Genomic DNA, 22,676 nt, shown 5'->3' with positions numbered 1-22,676 from the left:
ATAGAAAAAGGTGTCAACAATAAACATAAAATATTAGGGAGAATTTTTCTCCCTAATATTTATTTTTTATTCAGCGCTAACTGCTTCTTTACCTTTATCTGCATGATTAGTAGTGATTTCGATTTGGCGATAACGTTGCATACCTGTACCAGCTGGAACTAGTTTACCGATAATTACGTTCTCTTTCAATCCTAACAATTCATCACGTTTTCCTTTGATTGCTGCATCTGTTAAGACACGAGTCGTTTCTTGGAATGACGCTGCAGATAAGAATGATTCTGTTTCAAGAGAAGCTTTAGTAATACCAAGAATAACTGGACGACAAGTTGCAGGAATTTTCCCGTTCAACACTGCTTCTTTATTCGCATCTGCAAATTGGTGGATATCGAGTAATGAACCTGGTAATAGATCTGTTTCTCCAGCCTCAATTACGCGCACTTTACGAAGCATTTGGCGAACCATTACCTCGATGTGTTTGTCTCCGATTTCTACCCCTTGCATACGGTAAACTTTTTGTACTTCTTTTAGTAAGTACACTTGAACCGTAGATACATCTTTTACTTTCAATAATTCTTTCGGATCTACAGAACCTTCTGTTAATACCTGTCCGCGTTGAATTGTATCGTTTACTTGAACTTTTAAACGAGCATTGTACGGAGCCATATATTTACGAGTTTCTACATTACCTTGAATTGTAATTTCTTTTTGGCCTTCTCTAATTTCATCAATTTCAGTAACAACACCTGTAATTTCAGAAATAACAGCTTGCCCCTTAGGATTACGGGCTTCAAAAATCTCTTGGATACGTGGAAGACCTTGTGTAATATCGTCTCCAGCAACCCCACCTGTATGGAATGTACGCATTGTTAACTGAGTACCTGGTTCTCCGATTGATTGAGCTGCGATAATTCCTACCGCTTCCCCAACTTCAACCGTATCTCCAGTTGCTAAGTTTAAGCCGTAACATTTTTTACATACACCATGTTTTGTATTACATGTAAATGCAGAACGGATTGTTAACTCTTCGATACCTGCTTCTTCGATTAGACGAGCGATATCTTGTGTAATTAGTCCGTCTCTTTCTAAAATAACTTCATTTGTAGTTGGATGGTAAATAGTTTTCTTCGCATGGCGTCCTACAATACGTTCGCCAAACTCCTCGATAACTTCTGTACCTTCCATAAGTGAACCAATCAGTAAACCACGATCTGTTCCACAGTCATCTTCACGGACAATTACATCTTGTGCAACATCTACTAGACGACGAGTCAGGTAACCAGAATCGGCAGTTTTAAGCGCTGTATCGGCAAGACCTTTACGAGCACCATGTGTAGAGATGAAATATTCAAGTACTGTTAATCCTTCACGGAAAGATGATTTGATCGGAAGTTCGATAATTCGTCCAGCCGGGTTGGCCATCAGTCCACGCATACCAGCAAGTTGAGTAAAGTTAGATGCGTTACCACGGGCACCTGAGTCACTCATCATGAAGATAGGGTTCATATTATCAAGGGATTTCATCAGTTTATCTTGAATAACTTCTTTTGCCTTACTCCAATGTCCGATAACGCTAGCATAGCGTTCTTCTTCCGTGATAAGACCACGGCGGAATTGTTTCATTACTTTATCCACTTTTCCTTGTGCTTCTTCAAGAATTTCACCTTTGTCTGGAAGTACGACAATATCAGAAATACCAATTGTAATTCCAGCTTTAGTGGAATATCTAAATCCAAGCGCCTTCATACGGTCAAGCATTTTAGATGTTTCGGTAATATGGAAACGTTTAAATACTTCAGCAATGATATTTCCAAGGATTTTTTTCTTGAATGGTTGAACAAGTTCCATAGATTCAATATGTTTCTTCACATCTGTAGTTGTAGAAACAAAGTATTTTTCAGGAGTTTCAATTTGTAGATTGAAATCCGTTGGTTCGTTAATATACGGGAACGTTTCTGGTAGTATTTCATTAAAAATTACTTTACCAACAGTCGTTAACAATAACAATTTGTTTTGTTCTTCCGTAAACGTTTGGTTATTTAAAGATGATGCAGCAATTGCGATACGTGTATGCAAATGTACATGACCAGTATTGTATGCAATTAGCACTTCTTCTGGACCATAGAAAGTAGAACCTTCTCCAGTAGCACCTTTACGCTCAAGTGTTAAGTAATAGTTTCCTAAAACCATATCTTGAGATGGTGTAACAACTGGTTTTCCGTCTTTCGGGTTCAAAATGTTTTGTGCTGCAAGCATTAGTAATCGAGCTTCCGCTTGAGCTTCTGCTGATAAAGGAACGTGAACAGCCATTTGGTCACCATCGAAGTCAGCATTATATGCTGTACATACTAGAGGGTGAAGACGAATAGCGCGACCTTCTACTAATGTTGGTTCGAATGCTTGAATACCTAGTCGGTGAAGAGTAGGTGCGCGGTTTAATAAAACCGGATGCTCCTTAATTACATCTTCTAATACATCCCAAACTTCTGCATGCATACGTTCAATTTTACGTTTTGCACTCTTAATGTTGTGAGCTAGCCCACGTTCAACTAATTCTTTCATTACAAATGGTTTGAATAGTTCAATAGCCATTTCTTTTGGAAGACCACATTGATACATCTTTAAGTTTGGACCTACTACGATAACGGAACGACCAGAATAGTCTACACGTTTACCAAGTAAGTTTTGACGGAAACGACCTTGTTTCCCTTTTAACATATGAGAAAGTGATTTCAATGGACGGTTACCAGGACCTGTAACAGGACGGCCACGACGACCATTATCAATCAATGCATCTACTGCTTCTTGTAACATACGTTTTTCGTTTTGCACGATGATGCTCGGTGCACCAAGGTCCAATAAACGTTTTAAACGGTTGTTACGGTTAATTACACGACGGTACAAATCGTTCAAGTCAGATGTAGCAAAACGTCCACCATCTAATTGAACCATAGGGCGTAATTCTGGTGGAATTACCGGAAGCACATCGAGAATCATCCAATCTGGTTTGTTGCCCGAGTTACGGAAAGATTCTACTACTTCTAAACGTTTGATCGCACGTGTACGACGTTGGCCTTGAGCAGTTTTTAACTCTTCTTTTAAGTTCTCTGTTTCACTTTCTAAATCAATCTCTTGAAGTAGACGTTTGATCGCTTCTGCACCCATAGCAGCTTGGAATTTCGATCCAAACTTATCACGATATGCACGATACTCTTTTTCAGAAAGTAATTGTTTCTTTTCAAGTGGCGTATCCGCTGGCTCAATTACTACATAAGAAGCAAAATAAATTACCTCTTCAAGTGATCTTGGAGACATATCCAAAATTAGACCCATGCGACTAGGAATACCTTTGAAATACCAAATATGTGAAACTGGTGCAGCTAATTCGATATGTCCCATGCGTTCACGACGTACTTTTGCACGTGTTACTTCCACTCCACATCGGTCACAAACTACACCTTTATAACGAACTCGTTTGTATTTACCGCAGTGACATTCCCAGTCTTTTGTAGGACCAAAAATACGTTCACAAAATAGCCCATCTTTTTCTGGCTTTAGTGTTCGATAGTTGATTGTTTCAGGTTTTTTCACTTCCCCGTAAGACCATGAACGGATTTTATCAGGTGAAGCTAAACCAATTTTCATATACTCAAAATTATTAACATCTATCAAGGAGCCTACCTCCCTTTAGTCTTGTGTCTTTGAAAGACATTCCAAGTAGCTCTGCATTATGCAATTTTATACGGAAATACGGACAGGTATCACCTGTCCGATTTCATTTTTTCTTATTCCGCTGTACCAACTGGTTCCTCTTCATTTGCATGTGGCAAAATTCCAAGCGCATCAGCAGCAGGAATATCATCGTCTTCATCTAAATCACGAAGTTCAATTTCTTCTTCGTCAATTGTTAACATTTTAACGTCCATACCTAAACTTTGTAATTCTTTAATCAATACTTTAAATGATTCAGGAACTCCTGGTTCTGGTACACTTTCACCCTTAACAATTGCTTCATACGTTTTTACACGACCTACAACGTCATCGGATTTAACTGTTAAAATTTCTTGCAATGTATAAGCAGCACCATAAGCTTCAAGTGCCCATACTTCCATCTCTCCGAAACGCTGACCACCAAATTGCGCTTTCCCCCCAAGAGGCTGTTGCGTAACTAGTGAGTAAGGTCCAGTTGAACGAGCATGAAGTTTATCATCAACCATGTGGGCAAGTTTAATCATATACATAACCCCTACAGAAACGCGGTTATCAAATGGTTCGCCTGAACGACCATCGTATAAAATAGTTTTACCATCACGGTTAAGTCCTGCTTCTTCCATCGTATTCCAAACGTCTTCTTCGTTGGCTCCATCAAATACTGGAGAGGCCATATGAACACCTAGAAGTCTAGAAGCCATACCTAAGTGAAGCTCTAATACTTGACCAATGTTCATACGAGAAGGTACACCAAGAGGGTTTAACATGATATCTACTGGTGTTCCATCTGGAAGGAATGGCATATCTTCTTCTGGAAGGATACGTGAGATAACCCCTTTGTTACCATGACGTCCAGCCATTTTATCCCCAACAGAGATTTTACGTTTTTGAACTATATAAGCGCGAACTAATTGGTTAACTCCTGGAGATAGCTCATCACCATCTTCACGATTAAATACTTTTACATCTAAAATAATCCCGCCAGCACCATGTGGCACACGTAGAGATGTATCGCGAACTTCTCGAGCTTTTTCACCAAAGATAGCGTGAAGTAAACGTTCTTCTGCAGTTAGTTCAGTAACCCCTTTAGGTGTTACTTTACCAACTAAGATGTCACCATCACGAACTTCAGCTCCAATACGAATAATTCCACGATCATCTAAATTGCGTAATGCATCTTCTCCAACGTTTGGAATGTCTCTAGTAATTTCTTCTGGCCCAAGCTTAGTATCACGTGATTCTGATTCATACTCCTCGATATGCACTGAAGTATATACATCGTCTTTCACGAGACGTTCACTCATAATAACGGCATCCTCATAGTTGTATCCATCCCATGTCATAAAGGCTACTAGCACGTTACGTCCTAGTGCAAGCTCTCCTTGTTCCATAGAAGGTCCATCTGCAAGAATATCAAGTGGTTTTACTCGATCTCCCACTTTCACAATTGGACGTTGGTTTATAGATGTTCCGTGGTTAGATCGTTCGAATTTATGGACTTTATACGAAGTTAAATCACCTTTCACTTCTTTTCCATCTACTTCTTCGATACGTCGAACACGAATTTCTTTCGCTTCTACATGCTCAACGATTCCGTGATACTTCGCAATAACAGCAGCTCCAGAATCACGTGCATTTACATGTTCCATACCAGTTCCAACAAACGGAGCTTCTGGATTTAATAATGGAACAGCTTGACGTTGCATGTTTGCTCCCATAAGCGCACGGTTGGAGTCATCATTTTCCAAGAACGGAATACATGCAGTCGCTGCAGAAACTACTTGTTTCGGCGAAACGTCCATGTAATCAATTTGTTCTCTTCTAAATACTGTATTATCACCACGGAAACGACCTACTACTTCGTCGTTTAAGAACGCACCTTCATCTGATAATGGAGAGTTTGCTTGTGCAGTCACATAGTTATCCTCTTCATCCGCAGTTAAATAGTCGATACGTGATGTAACTAATCCCGTCTCCGGGTCAACACGGCGAAATGGTGTTTCAATAAATCCAAATTTATTCACTTTTGCAAAGCTAGAAAGTGAGTTAATAAGTCCAATGTTTGGTCCCTCAGGTGTTTCAATCGGACACATACGACCATAGTGGGAATAATGAACATCACGTACTTCAAAGCCAGCACGCTCACGTGTTAAACCACCAGGCCCAAGAGCTGATAGACGACGTTTGTGCGTAAGTTCAGCAAGCGGATTTGTTTGGTCCATAAACTGAGATAATTGTGAACTACCAAAAAATTCTTTGATAGATGCAATAACAGGACGAATATTGATCAGTTGTTGTGGAACAATTGATTGTGTGTCGTTTATAGACATACGCTCACGTACTACACGCTCCATTCGAGAAAGACCAATACGGAATTGGTTTTGTAGTAATTCTCCAACTGAACGTAAACGACGGTTACCAAGATGATCAATATCATCCGTGTTTCCGACATTAAATAACAGGTTAAAGAAGTAACCGATAGAAGAAACGATATCAGCAGGCGTAATGTTTTTAACTTCGTTTTCCACATACGCATTGCTAATTACATTAATTTCTTTTTGTTCTTCGTCATTTGGCGCGTATATTTTAATCGATTGAATCGTAATATCATCTTCTAAAACACCACCTACTTGAGATAATGTTCTAAATCCGATTCCATTTTCCAAATGAGGAATTAGTCGATCTAATACTCGTCGATCTATAAGAGTACCAGCTTCTACTAATATTTCTCCTGTTTCTGGATCCACTAGCGTTTCCGCTATTGTTTGGTTAAACAAACGATTTTTAATATGCAGCTTTTTGTTCATTTTATAACGCCCAACGTTAGCTAAATCATAGCGTTTTGGGTCAAAGAAGCGTGAATATAGCAAGCTCTTTGCACTTTCAACTGTAGGTGGCTCACCAGGACGTAGACGCTCATAGATTTCAAGTAACGCTTTTTCAGTCGTTTCTGTGCTGTCTTTTTCAAGCGTGTTACGTAAATATTCATTATCACCAATTAAATCGATGATTTCTTGATCTGATCCAAAGCCTAATGCGCGAAGTAAAACAGTGACCGGTAGTTTTCTTGTGCGATCGATACGAACGTAAACAACGTCTTTCGCATCAATTTCATATTCTAACCATGCACCACGGTTTGGAATAACTGTTGCTCCAAAACCTTTTTTACCGTTTTTGTCTGTTTTGTCGTGGAAGTAAACACTTGGTGAACGGACTAACTGAGATACGATTACACGCTCAGCACCATTGATTACGAAAGTTCCGGTTTCAGTCATTAATGGGAAATCACCCATAAAGACATCTTGTTCTTTCACTTCATCCGTTTCTTTGTTGTGGAGACGTACTTTTACGCGTAATGGAGCTGCGTAAGTTGCGTCACGTTCTTTTGATTCGTCGACTGAATATTTTGGTTCATTTAAACTGTAGTCGACAAATTCAAGTGATAGATTGCCTGTAAAGTCCTCGATTGGAGAAATGTCTCTAAACATTTCACGTAAACCTTCTTCAAGGAACCATTCGTAAGATGCTGTTTGAATTTCGATTAAATTCGGAAGTTCAAGCACCTCACTAATACGCGCAAAACTTCTGCGCTGGCGGTGTTGTCCGTACTGAACTAGTTGACCTGTCAACTCATTCACCCCTCAATAAAGCTATAATGGGTCTTTTCGATATGAACAAATTAGTGTATGATATCGAGAAAGACAAAAAGAAAACGAGTTCTAAATTAAGAGCTCATTTTTTATTAATCAAACTAACTTTTTCTCGGCCAGTCTACCCATATTTAATCCATTTCATTCAAAAGGGCATACTACCTCAAAATAATATTTTTGCATTTTATTATAATATCATAGCGATTTTGTCAAGTCAATCTTTTGTAGCTTTTAAAATCCAATATCCTTTGATTTTAACAACTACTTCCACTTGACCAAAAATCTCTTCCAAATGGCTAAAAGTTGATGGTGCCCCTTGTTTCTTTTGAATTACAACCCACAATTCTCCCCCTGAAACCAACTTTTCATAGGATTCATTGTAAAAACGAAAAATAGTTTCTTTTCCAGCGCGAATCGGTGGATTAGTTATAATAGCCGCAAAGTTTGCAGTGTTCACTGCTGACAACCCATCACTTTCATAGATTCGTACATTTTGTATCCCGTTCGCAGCAGCGTTTTTTTCTGCAAGTTGGATTGCACGTGTGTTAACATCTACTAAATGAACTGTTCTTCCTTCATTTGCTTTCGCAACGGAAAGACCAATCGGACCGTATCCACACCCTATATCGAGAAAGTCTCCTTCTCGATCCGGCGCTTCAAAAGCATCGATTAATACACGGGAGCCAAAATCTACTTCGCTTTTACTAAATACACCAGCATCTGTTTCAAACCGAAAATTATGTCCAAGTAACGTAAAATTCCAGTGACGTGGTTTACTTTCTGTTTGAGGCTTTCTAGAGTAATAGTGATCAGACACCGAATAACCCTCCATAATACATACGAAGAAAAGCCCGTCGTTAAATGACGAGCTTTTTTCTTCGTACTGTACAAAATTACTTAACTTCTACGTTAGCGCCAACTTCTTCAAGTTGAGCTTTGAAAGCTTCTGCTTCATCTTTAGAAATGCCTTCTTTAAGTGGTTTTGGAGCGTTGTCTACTAATTCTTTAGCTTCTTTCAAGCCAAGACCAGTGATTTCACGTACTACTTTGATTACTTTGATTTTTTGATCTCCTGCAGAAGCAAGGATTACGTCAAATTCAGTTTGCTCTTCAGCTGCAGCAGCACCGCCACCTGCAACCATTGCTACTGGAGCAGCAGCTGTTACACCAAATTCTTCTTCGATTGCTTTTACTAAGTCGTTTAATTCTAGAACTGTCATTTCTTTGATAGCGTCTAAGATTTGCTCTTTACTCATTTTGTTTTCCTCCTATAGTGGATAGTTTTAGGCTATTTGCCTTATTTTAATTGTTAAGCCGCGTAAATTATGCGCCTTGTTCTTCTTTTTGTTCTGCAACAGCTTTTGTTGCAAGCGCAAAGTTGCGCATTGGTGCTTGAAGTACTGAAAGAAGCATAGAAAGAAGACCTTCGCGTGATGGAAGTTCTGCTAATGCTTTAACGTCTTCAGCAGATGCTACAGTACCTTCGATGATACCAGCTTTAATTTCAAGCTGTTCGTTCTTTTTAGCAAAATCATTAATGATTTTTGCAGGTGCAACTACGTCTTCGTTAGAAAATGCTACTGCATTTGGTCCAACAAGATGTTCGTTAATCCCGTCAACACCAGCAAATTCAGTTGCACGGCGTGTAAGTGAGTTTTTGTAAACTTTAAATTCCACACCAGCTTCACGAAGTTGTTTACGTAATTCAGTTACTTGCGCAACGTTTAAACCACGGTAATCAACAACTACTACTGAAGCAGCAGCTTTAAACTTTTCTGCAATTTCTTCAACTTGCACTTTTTTAGTTTCAATTGCTTTGTTCATTTTGGCACCTCCTATAAGAATTGGCCATTTATACCGAAAAAAAAGAAAAGCCTCTGGATCTACGGATAGACACAGAGGCAGAAAGTCATCATCTAAAAGAATCTGAATTTGCTTGTCCTCGGTAGGATATTAAGTGACAAGTCACTCCTACTGTCTTCGGTACAAATGTATATTTCACAACAAAAGCCATCTTATCAGATAAACTTGTTATTGTCAATTATTATTTTACTGATTGAGTATCAATTTTTACAGCTGGACCCATAGTAGTTGTAACATTTACAGACTTCATGTAAATACCTTTTGAAGCAGCTGGTTTAGCTTTTTGTACTACATCAAATACTGTTAAGAAGTTTTCTACTAATTTGTCGTCTTCGAAAGAAACTTTTCCGATAGGAGCGTGAATGATACCTGCTTTGTCAGCACGGTATTCTACTTTACCAGCTTTGATTTCTTCGATAGCTTTTGTTACGTCAAATGTAACTGTACCTGTTTTTGGGTTTGGCATTAAGCCTTTTGGTCCAAGTACACGACCGATTTTACCAACTTCACCCATCATATCTGGTGTCGCAACGATAACATCGAAATCGAACCATCCTTGTTGGATTTTGTTGATGTATTCTACATCACCTGCGAAGTCTGCACCAGCAGCTTCTGCTTCTTTTAGTTTTTCGCCTTTAGCAAATACTAATACACGTTGAGTTTTACCAGTCCCGTTTGGAAGCACAACTGCTCCACGGATTTGTTGGTCATTTTTACGAGTATCGATTCCTAAACGGAAAGCAACCTCTACAGTTGCATCAAAATTAACTGTGCTCGTTTTTTTAGCAAGTTCAATTGCTTCTTTAACTGAGTACAATGCATTACGGTCAACTAATTTTGAAGATTCTTGTAACTTTTTACCTTTGTTAGCCATTTAAAATGTCCTCCTTGATAGTGGTTTTAGCGGAATAAACCTCCCACGTGTAAAGGTTGCAGTTATTCTTAGGAACAACTACAACCTTCCAAAAAACAAATGCGTCATATCAAAATGCACATTAAGTATTAGTCTTCGATCGTAATACCCATGCTACGTGCAGTACCTTCAACCATCAACATAGCTGCTTCAACAGACGCTGCATTTAAATCTGGCATTTTTTGTTCTGCGATTTCGCGAACTTTATCACGTTTCACTTTAGCCACTTTTACGCGGTTTGGTTCACCTGATCCAGATTGAATACCTGCTGCTACTTTAAGTAACACTGCTGCCGGTGGAGTTTTTGTAATGAAAGTAAATGAACGATCTTCAAATACAGAAATTTCAACCGGAATGATTAGACCTGCTTGATCTGCAGTACGTGCGTTGAACTCCTTACAGAATCCCATGATATTAACACCCGCTTGTCCTAATGCAGGACCAACCGGTGGCGCTGGGTTTGCTTTACCAGCAGGAATTTGTAATTTAACAACTTTAATCACTTTTTTAGCCACGAGACACACCTCCTTAAGTCCGTGATGTGGTAATTGGGTTGCCCCTCCCACTCAAATATCTGTCTCTCAGCGAATTGCCGATAACATTATAAAAATTAATGCAGACTCGTTTTCAGTCTGACCTTTGAAATGATACCACTATTTTCAATCTTTAGCAAGCAACAATGGAAAATAATATTTTTTAGTGTGAACTAGTTCTAATTTGAACGTATCACTTCAGATCATTAAAAAGTGCTTGCACTACGCTTGACAAGGATTATATTTTTGTTAATTGATCGAAATCTAACTCCATATTAGTTTCTCGGCCAAACATATCTACAGAAACTGTCACTTTTCCTTTAGCAGTATCAATTGTTTCTACTTTCCCTTGGAAGTGAGCAAATGGTCCCTCTAGTACTTCTACTAGTTCTCCGATTTCAATATCGATTTCCACTTTGCCTTCGGTATTACCCATTTGTTTCAACATAGATTCCACTTCTTCAGGAGCTATTGGAGTTGGTTTTGTTCCTCCGCCCGAAGAACCCAAGAATCCTGTTACACCTGGTGTATTTCGAACTACATACCAAGCATCATCCGTCATAATAAGCTCAACGAATACATACCCAGGAAAAGTTTTTCTCGTTACAACACGTTTTTTTCCATCTTTAATATCTGTTTCTTCTTGTTCAGGGATATATACTCGGAAAATTTTATCTTGCATCCCCATTGTTTCTACACGTTTTTCTAAGTTTGCTTTTACTTTATTTTCATACCCAGAGTAAGTATGAACGACATACCAATTTTTTTCCATAGTTGCTGGACTAATCGTCCTTCCCTCCTTTTCTCAGACAAATGAAAAAACCCGTTCGTTTAGATAAGACGGGCTATTTTCAAAATATTAACATACTACATTTTATAAATCCAAATACCAACGGAAAAGTTCTGAAATTCCTAAATCTACTAAAGCAAAAAATACAGTCATAATTACAACAGTTGTAAGTACGATCACTGTATATTTCGTAAGCTCTTTCTTTTTAGGCCAGCTTACTTTTCTCATTTCGGACATTACATTTTTAAAAAATCCTCCAACATTAGCCATTCTAGCTAAACCTCCACACGGAAAATCTATCTTTTTTACATACTCATAATGTTTGTTTATGAAGTGTATGTTCGTTACAGTGCGCACAATATTTTTTTAGTTCTACACGTGTTGCACTTTCTTTCGATGCAGGAAACGAATAATTTCGATTTCCACATTTCTCACAACTCAAGACAATTTTCTTTGTCATTATCTCACCTTTTTGGCGTCTAATCTTTTTCAAGATTATCATTTTACACATACAGTGTCAACAAAATCCCAGTGTTTAGGCATAATTACTACCAATCTCCATATATCTCTCTAGCTTGCGTTTTACTCGCTGCAATGCATTGTCAATTGATTTCACATGCCGATTTAGTTCTTCTGATATTTCTTGATAAGACTGTCCATCCAAGTATAGCGCAAGAACTTGTTGCTCCAGTTCACTTAAAATTTCCGCCATTTTCTCTTCCATATAGTCATAGTCTTCTCGGTTGATAATCAATTCCTCCGGATCATCTATTACAGAGCCGGCAATCATATCCATCAAAGTTCGATCGGATTCTTCATCATAGATCGGCTTGTCCAATGAAACATAGGAATTTAGCGGAATATGCTTTTGACGTGTAGCAGTTTTAATTGCAGTAATAATTTGTCTAGTAATACACAACTCTGCGAATGCCCGAAAGGATGCTAGCTTTTCTTCTTTAAAATCACGGATCGCTTTATATAATCCTATCATTCCTTCTTGCAGAATATCTTCCTTGTCTGCTCCAATTAAAAAATAGGATCTGCCTTTCATTCGAACGAAAGAGCGATATTTCGTAATTAAAAAATCCAGCGCTTCAGTGTTACCTTGATGAACCATCTCTACAAGCTCCTCATCTTGTAAACTATCTAATTGTTGTAGATTATGTTCGATCTTTTCCAATGAAGTCACCTCTGCAAGTTTACGATAGTTATCACAAGTATACAGGATGAAAATTTATCCAGTCAATGCATCATTTCATTCCTCTTCGCCATTTTTCGAAAATTTCTGCAACTTCGTCTGTTAAAGGGATCTTGGAAGACGGCTTATTATCCTGAATATACCTCACTTTTTTCGTTATATTCGATGATATAGCCGTCATTTCAATTTCAAATTCTCGAGCAGATTTTCTTAATGCGCCTTGTCCAAAAATAACTCTTTGCTCCGTCATATCAGAAGTTGCTACATAAATTTCAATTTTTCTACCACTTAATTCTCTCGTAAGCTTCTCAATGCGTTCATCTGCTGTTTCATTTGTACGAGTAAAAATAACCTCTACATCGCGTTGCTTCTGCTTATTTTCAATTCCTGGTACTAAATGTGCGTCAAAAACGACAATTACACGTATACCCGTAAACGCTTTATATTCAGCCATCAGTTCCAGAAGTCGGTCTCTAGCGTCTAGAAGTTTTTCTTGCTTTAAAACTCTTAACTCTTTCCATGCGCCGATGATATTATAACCATCGACAAGAAGAATCTGCATCAGATTATCCTTGAAGAGGACGTCTTACACGTAATACTTCGTATAAAAGTATTGACGCAGCAACAGACGCATTTAAACTTGTTACATGACCGACCATTGGCAAATGGTATAAGAAATCACACTTATCTTTTAATAAACGACTCATCCCTTTACCTTCACTACCAATAATGAGCGCTAATGGAAGTGTGGCATCCATATGACGATAGTCAGTGGACTTTGTAGCATCTGTCCCTGCAATCCATACTCCACGTTCTTTCAATTCATCTACCGTTTGTGCTAGATTTCCAGCTCGATACACCGGAATATGCTCAATCGCCCCAGTAGACGCCTTTGCAACCACTGCTGTTAGTCCTACAGCACGTCTTTTTGGAATTATAATACCATGTGCCCCAACCGCATCTGCTGTTCTCATAATAGACCCAAGATTATGTGGATCTTCAATTTCATCTAAAATAATAAAGAGAGGATCTTCTTGTTTACTTGCAGCTAGTTCAAACAAATCGTCTAGTTCCGCGTATCGATAAGCAGCAACCGAAGCAACGATCCCTTGGTGATTGGCATCAGTCAAGTTATCTAATTTCTTTTTCGGAACGAATTGAACGATAATTCCTGCTTCTTTAGCTAATTGAATTATTTCCGAGACTCCGCTTTTTTGTATACCTTCAGCAATCCATACTTTATTCATGTCTCTACCTGAACGTAGTGCTTCTACAACAGGGTTTTTCCCAGCGATAATTTCTCCAGTTTGCTCTGTATTCTCTGCCATTTACTTCTTCTCCCCTTTCTGTCCGTCAATAAATTCAATCGAAAATAGAAGTAATTCCTGCAACCGTTCTTTTTGCTCACTTAGATACAAACTTCCTACTAACGCTTCAAACGCTGTACTATAATGGTACGTTTGGACATCTGTATTTTTCGGTACTGTACCAGACTTTGCATTTCTACCTCTTTTTAATACCGCAATTTCCTCTTCGGATAGAAAATTTTTGTCTAAAAGCTCATGAACAATCTTCGCCTGTGCTTTTGCAGATACATACTTAGTTCCTTGTCTATGCAGTATATTTGGCTTTACTCGACCAGAACGGATGAGATGCTCTCGAACGACTTGTTCGAAGACGGCATCTCCCATATAGGCTAAGGCTAACGAGTTTAATTGTTTAACATCGGATAACTTAAAGTTAGTCATAAGTTTATCCTCTTTTCCATCGGATACCTTGCGCTGTATCTTCTAAAATAATATTCATTTCTTTTAATTGATCTCTAATTTCATCTGCACGGGCAAAATTGCGATCATTTCTCGCTTGATTCCGTTCTTCGATCAATGCATCAATTTCTTCATCCAACACTTCCTTTTCTTTTTGGAGAGAAATTCCTAATACCGCAGTCAGCTCATCAAAAATAGTTAGGAATTGCTTTAACACATTCTCAGAAGTTTGTTTTTCCAATAGATAAGTATTTGCAAGCTTAGATAATTCAAACACCGCAGCAATTCCGTTCGCTGTGTTAAAATCGTCATCCATAGCAGTGATAAATTGCTCTTTTACTTCTTCTATTTTGTGCATCCAAATATCATGGTGATCACCTAAATCAGCTGTCGCGTCTAAGCGATGTAACAGATTTGCATACGATGTACGAATACGTTCTAGGCCTGCTTCCGCTTGTTCTACCAAATCACCGGAATAGTTAATTGGGTGACGATAATGAACACTAAGCATAAATAAACGCAATACTTGTGGATCAAGATTTCGACGAATATCATTTACTAAAACAAAGTTTCCTAGCGATTTAGACATTTTTTCATTATCGATATTGATGTAGCCATTATGCATCCAATATCTCGCAAACGTTTTACCTGTTCGTGCTTCCGATTGTGCAATTTCATTTTCATGATGAGGGAAAGTTAAATCTTGCCCACCGGCATGGATATCAATTGTATCACCTAGTACTTCTCGAGCCATTACCGAACATTCAATGTGCCACCCTGGACGTCCCTTGCCCCATGGGCTCTCCCAGAAAATCTCTCCTGGCTTCGCAGCTTTCCATAATGCAAAGTCTAAAGCATCTTCTTTCTTTTCCCCAGCCTCGATGCGTGCACCAACTTTTAAATCATCAACCGATTGGTGAGAAAGCTTTCCATATCCATCAAACTTTCTTGTGCGGTAGTATACATCTCCTTGAGATTCATACGCATATCCTTTATCTTCTAACACTTTAATAAAATCAATTATTTCCGTCATGTGATCGGTGACACGAGGGTGCGAATCAGCCCGGCTGCATCCTAATGCCTCTACATCCGCAAAATAAGCTTCAATAAAACGTTCCGTTAACTCAGAAACCTCTTCACCTAACTCATTTGCAGCTTTAATAATTTTGTCATCCACATCTGTAAAGTTAGATACATATGTTACTTCGTATCCTCGGTATTGCAAATATTTCCTTACCGTATCATATACGATTACTGGACGAGCATTTCCGATATGAATGTAGTTGTATACAGTTGGTCCACAAACATACATTTTCACCTTTCCCTCTTCCATTGGTACAAAGGGTTCTTTTTCACGTTTTAATGTATTAAAAATTTGTATTGCCATGTATACTTATCTCCTTTTCCTTTTTAAGTATTTCTATTTCATCTTGTAAATTTTTAATTTCATTCTCCATCTCTCTACATCTATCAGCAAAAGGATCCGGTAAGTCTTGGTGATTCAAATCTTGATGATGTACATTTTGTTTCACTTTTACACCGTCTTGAATTACGACAACTCCAGGTATACCAACTACCGTTGAGTTCATAGGCACATCTTTTAAAACAACAGACCCTGCTCCCACCTTGCTATTTTCTCCAATTGTAATAGATCCTAACACTTTGGCACCCGTTGCTATTAACACGTTATTTGCAAGTGTAGGATGTCTTTTCCCTTTCTCTTTTCCTGTACCGCCTAATGTGACACCTTGATATATCGTACAGTCTTCCCCTATTTCACATGTTTCCCCAATGACGACACCCATTCCATGGTCAATAAAAAATCGTCTACCAATTTTCGCCCCAGGATGAATTTCAATTCCGGTGAAAAACCGGCTAATTTGGGAAATAACTCGTGCGAGGAAAAATAATTTCTTTTTATAAAAAGCATGTGCAATTCGATGACTCCAAATAGCGTGTAAACCTGAATATGTCAATACTACTTCCAGGATACTTGTTGCTGCAGGATCTTGTTCAAATACGACAGATATATCTTCTTTGATTCGCTCAAACATCCCTTTTCTCCTTTCTTTGAAAAGCGCTATGAGTACACTTTTTTCCAAAATAAAAAGCGTCTCTGTCTATAAATAGACAGAGACGCTTTGGGCGCGGTTCCACTCTGATTGAAAAGGTAAATAAAAACACCCTTTCCACTTCGCATCCTTAACGCAGATGATACGTCCAGCCTACTGACATTTTCGGCATGGCACTCAGAGGTGCATTTCAGTAACTCATTGGTTCAGACCACTTTCAGCCGATGATGGTCCTCTCTAAAGAACTTGTGTTACTTACTTCTCCTCATCCTTGCTTTTTCTAGCTTCCATTCGGAATTTGTATCCTCATTTTCACACCTTATTAGAGGAAAGTCAATATTATTGTTTTGCGTATTTAGCCACTCGAGCAATTACTTTTTCTTTGCCTATTAGACTGATAGCATCAGCCAATTCAGGACCATGTGTTTGACCAGTCGTTACCACACGGATTGGCATAAATAGATTTTTCCCTTTATGGCCAGTTTCTTTTTGAACTGCTTTGATTGCAGCTTTAATCTCAGCTGCTTCAAATACTTCTAAAGTTTCTAATTGTGTTTTGAATGCAGCCATTACTTCTGAAACTTGTTCACCTACTAATACCTCTGCCGCTTCTTCAGTATATGCAATCTCGTGATCAAAGAATTGTGTTGATAATTCAACTATTTCAGCACCAAAACTCATTTGATCATGGTAAAGAGCGATAAGCTTTGTTGCCCAAGCTTTTTGTTCTTCCGACAACTCTGCCGGAAGTAGCTCTGCCTTTTGTAAGTGTGGCAATGCAAGTTCCACAACTTTTTCAAGTGGTAATTGCTTAATATATTGATTATTCATCCATGTTAATTTTTGTTTATCAAACATAGAAGGTGATTTAGATAATCGATTCACATCAAATATTTTAATGATTTCCTCTTTCGAGAAAATTTCTTCTTCCCCTTCAGGAGACCATCCTAAAAGTGCAAAGAAGTTAAACATTGCTTCAGGTAAGTAACCAAGATCTTTATATTGAGTGACAAATTGAATAATAGACTCGTCACGTTTTGAAAGCTTTTTACGATTTTCATTAATGATTAACGTCATATGACCGTAAGCAGGATATTCCCACCCAAATGCATCAAATATCATTAATTGTTTTGGAGTGTTAGATAAATGCTCCTCCCCACGGAATACATGGGAAATTTTCATAAAATGATCATCTAAAACTACAGCATAGTTATACGTTGGAATACCATTTGCTTTTACAAGCACCCAGTCACCAATATCTTTGGATTCAAAAGTAACAGATCCACGAACTAAATCTTCAAATGTATATGTTACGTTTTCAGGAATACGCATACGGATTGTATAGGGCATGCCTGCTTCTTCTTTTTCTTGCACTTCTTCAGAAGATAAATGACGACATTTCCCATTGTACATCGGAGCAGCTATGCCATTTGCTTTTTGCACTTCACGTTCTGCTTCTAATTCCTCCGACGTACAGAAACATTTATAAGCTTGTCCTTTTTCCAGCATTTCTTCTGCATGCTTTGTATAAATATCTAGGCGTTCCATTTGACGGTAAGGTGCATATGGCCCACCAATATCAACTGATTCGTCGTATTCGATACCTAACCATTTTAGATTTTCTAGTTGCGATAATTCGCCGCCTTCTACATTCCGCTCGATGTCTGTATCCTCAATACGAACGATAAATTTCCCATTATGATGACGTGCAAATAAATAGTTAAATAATGCTGTACGCGCCCCTCCGATATGTAAATATCCTGTTGGGCTTGGTGCGTATCGTACGCGAACTTCTTGTGCCATTTTATATCCTCCTAGTTTTCGTTCATATAAAGTAAAACTTCAGCTTGTAACATCTTACTATCCGTTAAGCAGGATAAACTTTATTTATTCTACCACTGCTAACGTGTTTTTAAAAGTTAGTCTTTCTTTAAAAGCAATATTGTCGCCATTGAAGCAATTCCTTCTTCACGCCCTGTAAATCCAAGCTTTTCTGTCGTTGTTGCCTTCACGTTTACTTGGGATACATCCGCCTGAAGTAACTCCGCCACGCGTACACGAATTGTCTCAATATAGGGAGCCATTTTAGGCTTTTGTGCAATAATCGTACAATCGATATTGCCTAATTTGTATCCACGAGCATCAACTAGCTTCCAAATATGCTCCAGTAGTTTTGCTGAATCTGCATCTTTAAAATCAGGGTCAGTATCAGGGAAGTGTCTGCCGATATCCCCTTCACCGATTGCTCCAAGTGCTGCATCTGTTATCGTATGAAGCAATACATCTGCGTCTGAATGTCCAATTAGTCCTTTTTCATAAGGAATTGAAACTCCTCCAATTATTAAAGGGCGATTTTCCGCAAATTCATGTACGTCAAATCCTTGTCCAACTCGTATCATGTTATTGTTCCTCCTGCTTCATTTTATTCAATATTACTTCACCAAAAAGAAGATCTTCTTTTGTAGTCATTTTTACATTATCATATGTACTTTCCACGATATGTACACTTTCCCCTAAGCGTTCGACAAGCATCGCTTCATCTGTACCTAAAAAGCCTTCTTCATTTGCCAAACGCTCTGCTTTTTCTAAAAGTTCAAATTGAAAAGCTTGAGGCGTTTGAATAATCCATAAACTTTCTCGATTCACGGTTTCTTGAATTATACCATTTTCCACTTTTTTCATCGTATCTTTTGCACGAACTGCCGCAACTGCTGCTCTCGATTGATTTGCAGTTTCAACAAGTTGGTGAATAACCTCTTGTTTAATAAAAGGTCTTGCTGCGTCATGTACAAGTACAATTCCACGGCTTGGAGAAGCTTTTAAGCAAGCATATACACTGTGCTGACGTTCCGCTCCTCCTTCCGTAATTGCTGCTACTTTTGAAATTTGGTATTTCATTAGCAAGTGTTCAATAAATGCCTGTTCTTCTTTTTTTACCGCTAACACAATATGTTGACACATAGAGTCCTTCTCAAAAACGCGCAAAGTATGTATTAAGATTGGAACATCTCGCAGCTCTAGAAAAAGCTTATTTTGATTAGCTCCCATACGTTTCCCACTACCTGCAGCAGGTAATAATACCGTGTACATCCCTAAATCTCTCCTCCTATAACAATAGAAAAAGGGTGTTCTCCTAATGAAATTTAGGAAACAACCCTCCCCATTATTTCGAGTCCTGTGGTTTTGCGAAAATCATTCGACCTGCTGAAGTTTGAAGAACACTTGTAACTTCCACATTCAAAGCCTGTCCAATATAAGATTTTCCACCTTCTACTACGATCATCGTACCATCATCTAAGTAAGCAACACCTTGGTTATGCTCCTTACCATCCTTAATAACGACTACATGCATTATTTCCCCGGGAATAACAACTGGTTTTACCGCATTAGCCAGGTCATTAATGTTAAGTACGCGCACATGATGAAGATCGCAAACTTTATTTAAGTTGAAGTCATTCGTAACAACTATTCCATTCATTTTCTTCGCCAGACGCATAAGTTTCATGTCTACTTCGTGGATGTCTTCAAAATCATCTTCTACAATCTTTACTGCAGAAGTTCGTTCTGTTTGTAATGTTTTTAACACATCTAGCCCTCGACGTCCTCTTGTTCTCTTCAAAGTATCCGAAGAATCAGCTATGTGCTGTAATTCAGTCAGAACAAATTGTGGAACTACCAGTATACCTTCCATAAAACCGGTCTGCGAAATATCAGCAATTCGTCCATCAATTATAACGCTAGTATCAAGAAGCTTGTATGTTCCAGTAATTAAACCTTGCTCCTCATCCTCTGGATTTTTTTTCTTATTTCCCGATTGTTTGGAAGGAGTAAAAACTTGCAAAAGCTCATCACGTTTTTTGAACCCTACTTGAAAACCTAAATACCCAAGTACAATAGATAAAAGAACCGGTACAACCGAGCCTATGCCCGGAATAGCAATATTATTAATAGCCGTTCCAAGTAAAAACGCAACAATTAAACCAATGACAAGCCCTAATGTACCAAAAAGTAAGTCACCTATTGGCGCCCTCAAAAGACGTTCTTCCATCCATCGAATAAAATTAATTAAATAGTCTGTCAAAAATAATGCGGCAATGTAAAGTATGATTGCACCAATAATAACAGATACATATGGATTATGAATCCAAGGGATATTGGATAAATTTATAAGTTCATATAAGTGCGGTAAAAAAATTAACCCTAATGTACCTCCTATTAAAATGAATGCAATTTGAATAATCCATTTTAACAAACATTCCACCTCCATATATCATTTATTATAACGCCAAATTTTGTAATACGTCTATTTTGACTAACAGGAGCAACTAGTCACCCCTGTTAATCCAGAGGGCACTAAAAACTCTTCAAGGTATCTCTTAGAGCCGTTAATTTCCATTCCAGGCGGACGCTTTCCGCCGGCATGGCTTCAGCCGCTTCCCTCGCTCCTGCGCAAGCTCGTCGCAAAAACTAATTTTCACTACGCTCAGTCCAGGGTCTTCAGCACATGCACCTGCCGCTTCGCTTTCGGTGCAGAAAACATTTGCTATTCCGACTGGAGTCACACCGCCTAAAACGAAAATCAACTATTGTATGCTTACAATTTAGCCTTTTTCTAGATAAAAAAACATGGTGATTTAGAAATAGACAAAGAAATAAGGCACTCTCTGTTAAAAAAATTACTTCATTTTAAAACGTAAGTTTTCAGTGACCTCGTTAATCAATTCATAGTGCTTCTTAACGAAAAGCTTCTTTCATTGCTTCATTGACAGATTCCACACCAACTACTTGAATGCCTTCCGGATAATCCCAACCTCCTAAATTAGAAGCAGGGACAATCGCTCTTTTAAATCCTAATTTAGCCGCTTCCAACACACGCTGTTCAATTCTGGATACCCTTCTAACTTCTCCAGTAAGTCCAACTTCTCCTATAAAACAGTCTGTTGGTGTAACCCCTGTATCTCTGAAACTTGATACAATACTTACTAGGACGGCTAAATCGATTGAAGGTTCGTCTAATTTTACTCCCCCAGCAACTTTTATATAAGCATCTTGCGTTTGTAACAGTAATCCCATACGTTTTTCAAGTACTGCCATAAGCAAAGAAATCCTATTTTGATCGATACCGGTTGCCATTCGTTTTGGATAATTAAAGCTAGATTGTGTCACGAGTGCTTGAATTTCCACTAAAATCGGTCTTGTTCCTTCCATCGAGGCAACAATGGCGGATCCGGCTGCTCCATGGGAACGTTCCTGTAAAAATAGTTCTGAAGGATTCAATACTTCTTTTAATCCTTGTTGTACCATTTCAAAAATAGCAATTTCGTTTGTCGAGCCAAAACGATTCTTTTGAGAACGTAAAATACGATAGGTATGATGGCGTTCTCCTTCAAAATATAAAACCGTATCTACCATATGTTCTAATAAACGAGGACCTGCAATTTGCCCTTCTTTTGTTACATGGCCTACTAAAAAGATTGCTATATTCTTTGTTTTAGCAATGCGCATCAGTTCAGCTGTACATTCTCGAACTTGAGACACACTACCAGGAGCGCTCGTCACTTCAGGATGGTGTACAGTTTGTATAGAGTCGACAATAACAAATCGCGGTTCTACACTTTCAATTGTTTCATTGATTAGCTCTAAATTTGTCTCAGAATATATATAGAGTTCCGCAGAGGTGACACCTAGTCGTTCTGCACGGAGTTTTGTTTGTCTGATAGATTCTTCACCAGATATATACAATACCCGTTCTCCTTTATTAGCAAGCAATGCAGAGACTTGTAGTAGTAAAGTAGATTTACCGATACCTGGATCGCCACCGATTAAAACAAGCGAACCCGGGACAATTCCCCCTCCTAGCACGCGATTCAGCTCCATTAGCTCCGTTTCTACTCGTGGTTCTTCTACTGTTTCTACAGAGATAATAGGTGTGGCTTTTTGCGCTTCTCCAGTGGAATGCTGAAAAGAACGTTTGGGTCCTTTTGAAACGATCTCCAACTCTTCTATCATCGTATTCCATCCACCACATCCAGGACATCTTCCCATCCACTTAGCCGACTCATATCCACATGAATTACACATAAATTTCGTTTTTCTTTTAGCCATTACTTCCTCCTATGTAAAAAAGCTTAAGCACCTGTGGAAGAGGAGTTCTGTCTAACTTCACGATAAAGTGTCGCAACA

General features: G+C 38.5%; 21 protein-coding genes and 2 other annotated features. All 21 genes read right to left on the bottom strand.

Translation table 11 applies throughout. The features are described 5' to 3' along the window. Window positions 1–66 precede the first annotated feature (66 nt). Window positions 67–3,669: a DNA-directed RNA polymerase subunit beta' gene (gene rpoC / locus WAX74_RS15880; RefSeq protein ID WP_336498653.1), complete on the bottom strand. Its 3,603-nt coding sequence runs from the start codon at window positions 3,667–3,669 to the stop codon at window positions 67–69. A gap of 113 nt (window positions 3,670–3,782) precedes the next feature. After that, a complete protein-coding gene (gene rpoB, locus WAX74_RS15875; protein ID WP_336498652.1) occupies window positions 3,783–7,337 on the bottom strand; it encodes a DNA-directed RNA polymerase subunit beta in 3,555 nt (1,184 codons plus the stop codon). Between the two features lie 235 nt (window positions 7,338–7,572). Next, window positions 7,573–8,175 carry a class I SAM-dependent methyltransferase gene (locus WAX74_RS15870; RefSeq protein ID WP_336498651.1) on the bottom strand — a complete coding sequence of 201 codons (603 nt, stop codon included), beginning with the start codon at window positions 8,173–8,175 and terminating at the stop codon, window positions 7,573–7,575. Between the two features lie 76 nt (window positions 8,176–8,251). Continuing rightward, complete coding sequence (gene rplL, locus WAX74_RS15865; RefSeq protein ID WP_053591304.1) at window positions 8,252–8,614, bottom strand: 50S ribosomal protein L7/L12; 363 nt, start codon at window positions 8,612–8,614, stop codon at window positions 8,252–8,254. A 67-nt stretch (window positions 8,615–8,681) separates the two neighbouring features. Beyond that, window positions 8,682–9,182, bottom strand: a complete 501-nt coding sequence (gene rplJ / locus WAX74_RS15860; RefSeq protein ID WP_336498650.1) for a 50S ribosomal protein L10 — start codon at window positions 9,180–9,182, stop codon at window positions 8,682–8,684. Between the two features lie 35 nt (window positions 9,183–9,217). Continuing rightward, window positions 9,218–9,360, bottom strand: a sequence feature (ribosomal protein L10 leader region). Between the two features lie 42 nt (window positions 9,361–9,402). Continuing rightward, window positions 9,403–10,095 (bottom strand): 50S ribosomal protein L1, encoded by a 693-nt coding sequence (gene rplA, locus WAX74_RS15855; protein ID WP_336498649.1) that lies wholly within the window; start codon window positions 10,093–10,095, stop codon window positions 9,403–9,405. Between the two features lie 128 nt (window positions 10,096–10,223). Continuing rightward, the gene (gene rplK / locus WAX74_RS15850; protein WP_151701748.1) at window positions 10,224–10,649 is read right to left on the bottom strand and encodes a 50S ribosomal protein L11; all 426 of its coding nucleotides are present in this window, start codon (window positions 10,647–10,649) and stop codon (window positions 10,224–10,226) included. Between the two features lie 256 nt (window positions 10,650–10,905). After that, window positions 10,906–11,439, bottom strand: coding sequence for a transcription termination/antitermination protein NusG (nusG, locus tag WAX74_RS15845; RefSeq protein ID WP_336498648.1), 534 nt, complete (start codon window positions 11,437–11,439; stop codon window positions 10,906–10,908). Window positions 11,440–11,541: 102 nt separating this feature from the next. After that, the gene (gene secE, locus WAX74_RS15840; RefSeq protein ID WP_336498647.1) at window positions 11,542–11,727 is read right to left on the bottom strand and encodes a preprotein translocase subunit SecE; all 186 of its coding nucleotides are present in this window, start codon (window positions 11,725–11,727) and stop codon (window positions 11,542–11,544) included. 43 nt (window positions 11,728–11,770) lie between these two features. Beyond that, a complete protein-coding gene (gene rpmG, locus WAX74_RS15835; protein ID WP_336498646.1) occupies window positions 11,771–11,917 on the bottom strand; it encodes a 50S ribosomal protein L33 in 147 nt (48 codons plus the stop codon). Window positions 11,918–11,992: 75 nt separating this feature from the next. After that, on the bottom strand, window positions 11,993–12,637 hold the full coding sequence (gene sigH / locus WAX74_RS15830; protein WP_336498645.1) for an RNA polymerase sporulation sigma factor SigH: 645 nt from the start codon (window positions 12,635–12,637) through the stop codon (window positions 11,993–11,995). 70 nt (window positions 12,638–12,707) lie between these two features. Then, complete coding sequence (locus WAX74_RS15825) at window positions 12,708–13,217, bottom strand: NYN domain-containing protein (RefSeq protein WP_336498644.1); 510 nt, start codon at window positions 13,215–13,217, stop codon at window positions 12,708–12,710. 4 nt (window positions 13,218–13,221) lie between these two features. After that, complete coding sequence (rlmB, locus tag WAX74_RS15820; protein ID WP_336498643.1) at window positions 13,222–13,983, bottom strand: 23S rRNA (guanosine(2251)-2'-O)-methyltransferase RlmB; 762 nt, start codon at window positions 13,981–13,983, stop codon at window positions 13,222–13,224. Then, complete coding sequence (locus tag WAX74_RS15815) at window positions 13,984–14,403, bottom strand: Mini-ribonuclease 3 (protein ID WP_336498642.1); 420 nt, start codon at window positions 14,401–14,403, stop codon at window positions 13,984–13,986. Between the two features lie 4 nt (window positions 14,404–14,407). Next, window positions 14,408–15,808, bottom strand: a complete 1,401-nt coding sequence (gene cysS, locus WAX74_RS15810; RefSeq protein ID WP_336498641.1) for a cysteine--tRNA ligase — start codon at window positions 15,806–15,808, stop codon at window positions 14,408–14,410. Further along, on the bottom strand, window positions 15,789–16,505 hold the full coding sequence (gene cysE, locus WAX74_RS15805) for a serine O-acetyltransferase (RefSeq protein ID WP_336498690.1): 717 nt from the start codon (window positions 16,503–16,505) through the stop codon (window positions 15,789–15,791). Before cysE ends, cysS begins: the two co-directional genes overlap by 20 nt. 45 nt (window positions 16,506–16,550) lie before the next feature. Then, window positions 16,551–16,774, bottom strand: a binding site (T-box leader). Window positions 16,775–16,832: 58 nt separating this feature from the next. Continuing rightward, window positions 16,833–18,296, bottom strand: coding sequence for a glutamate--tRNA ligase (gltX, locus tag WAX74_RS15800; RefSeq protein ID WP_336498640.1), 1,464 nt, complete (start codon window positions 18,294–18,296; stop codon window positions 16,833–16,835). A 116-nt stretch (window positions 18,297–18,412) separates the two neighbouring features. Further along, window positions 18,413–18,892: a 2-C-methyl-D-erythritol 2,4-cyclodiphosphate synthase gene (ispF, locus tag WAX74_RS15795; protein ID WP_336498639.1), complete on the bottom strand. Its 480-nt coding sequence runs from the start codon at window positions 18,890–18,892 to the stop codon at window positions 18,413–18,415. Window position 18,893: 1 nt separating this feature from the next. Then, the gene (ispD, locus tag WAX74_RS15790) at window positions 18,894–19,583 is read right to left on the bottom strand and encodes a 2-C-methyl-D-erythritol 4-phosphate cytidylyltransferase (RefSeq protein WP_336498638.1); all 690 of its coding nucleotides are present in this window, start codon (window positions 19,581–19,583) and stop codon (window positions 18,894–18,896) included. 73 nt (window positions 19,584–19,656) lie between these two features. After that, window positions 19,657–20,745, bottom strand: coding sequence for a PIN/TRAM domain-containing protein (locus WAX74_RS15785; RefSeq protein WP_336498637.1), 1,089 nt, complete (start codon window positions 20,743–20,745; stop codon window positions 19,657–19,659). 482 nt (window positions 20,746–21,227) lie between these two features. Further along, window positions 21,228–22,598, bottom strand: coding sequence for a DNA repair protein RadA (gene radA, locus WAX74_RS15780; RefSeq protein ID WP_336498636.1), 1,371 nt, complete (start codon window positions 22,596–22,598; stop codon window positions 21,228–21,230). Between the last annotated feature and the right edge of the window lie 78 nt (window positions 22,599–22,676).

Source organism: Psychrobacillus mangrovi, from assembly GCF_037104765.1.
GTDB lineage: Bacteria > Bacillota > Bacilli > Bacillales_A > Planococcaceae > Psychrobacillus > Psychrobacillus mangrovi.
The sequence above is the reverse complement of the archived record's forward strand: the minus strand, read 5'-3'. Positions and strand labels throughout refer to the sequence as shown.

Excerpts from the sequence above, each read along its gene's own strand:
- rplL (WP_053591304.1), bottom strand. The coding sequence starts at position 8,614 with ATGAGTAAAGAGCAAATCTTAGACGCTATCAAAGAAATGACAGTTCTA.
- nusG (WP_336498648.1), bottom strand. The coding sequence starts at position 11,439 with ATGGAAAAAAATTGGTATGTCGTTCATACTTACTCTGGGTATGAAAAT.
- rplJ (WP_336498650.1), bottom strand. The coding sequence starts at position 9,182 with ATGAACAAAGCAATTGAAACTAAAAAAGTGCAAGTTGAAGAAATTGCA.
- WAX74_RS15815 (WP_336498642.1), bottom strand. The coding sequence starts at position 14,403 with ATGACTAACTTTAAGTTATCCGATGTTAAACAATTAAACTCGTTAGCC.
- rlmB (WP_336498643.1), bottom strand. The coding sequence starts at position 13,983 with ATGGCAGAGAATACAGAGCAAACTGGAGAAATTATCGCTGGGAAAAAC.
- gltX (WP_336498640.1), bottom strand. The coding sequence starts at position 18,296 with ATGGCACAAGAAGTTCGCGTACGATACGCACCAAGCCCAACAGGATAT.
- cysS (WP_336498641.1), bottom strand. The coding sequence starts at position 15,808 with ATGGCAATACAAATTTTTAATACATTAAAACGTGAAAAAGAACCCTTT.
- radA (WP_336498636.1), bottom strand. The coding sequence starts at position 22,598 with ATGGCTAAAAGAAAAACGAAATTTATGTGTAATTCATGTGGATATGAG.
- rplA (WP_336498649.1), bottom strand. The coding sequence starts at position 10,095 with ATGGCTAACAAAGGTAAAAAGTTACAAGAATCTTCAAAATTAGTTGAC.
- WAX74_RS15825 (WP_336498644.1), bottom strand. The coding sequence starts at position 13,217 with ATGCAGATTCTTCTTGTCGATGGTTATAATATCATCGGCGCATGGAAA.
- ispF (WP_336498639.1), bottom strand. The coding sequence starts at position 18,892 with ATGATACGAGTTGGACAAGGATTTGACGTACATGAATTTGCGGAAAAT.
- ispD (WP_336498638.1), bottom strand. The coding sequence starts at position 19,583 with ATGTACACGGTATTATTACCTGCTGCAGGTAGTGGGAAACGTATGGGA.
- secE (WP_336498647.1), bottom strand. The coding sequence starts at position 11,727 with ATGGCTAATGTTGGAGGATTTTTTAAAAATGTAATGTCCGAAATGAGA.
- rpmG (WP_336498646.1), bottom strand. The coding sequence starts at position 11,917 with ATGACAAAGAAAATTGTCTTGAGTTGTGAGAAATGTGGAAATCGAAAT.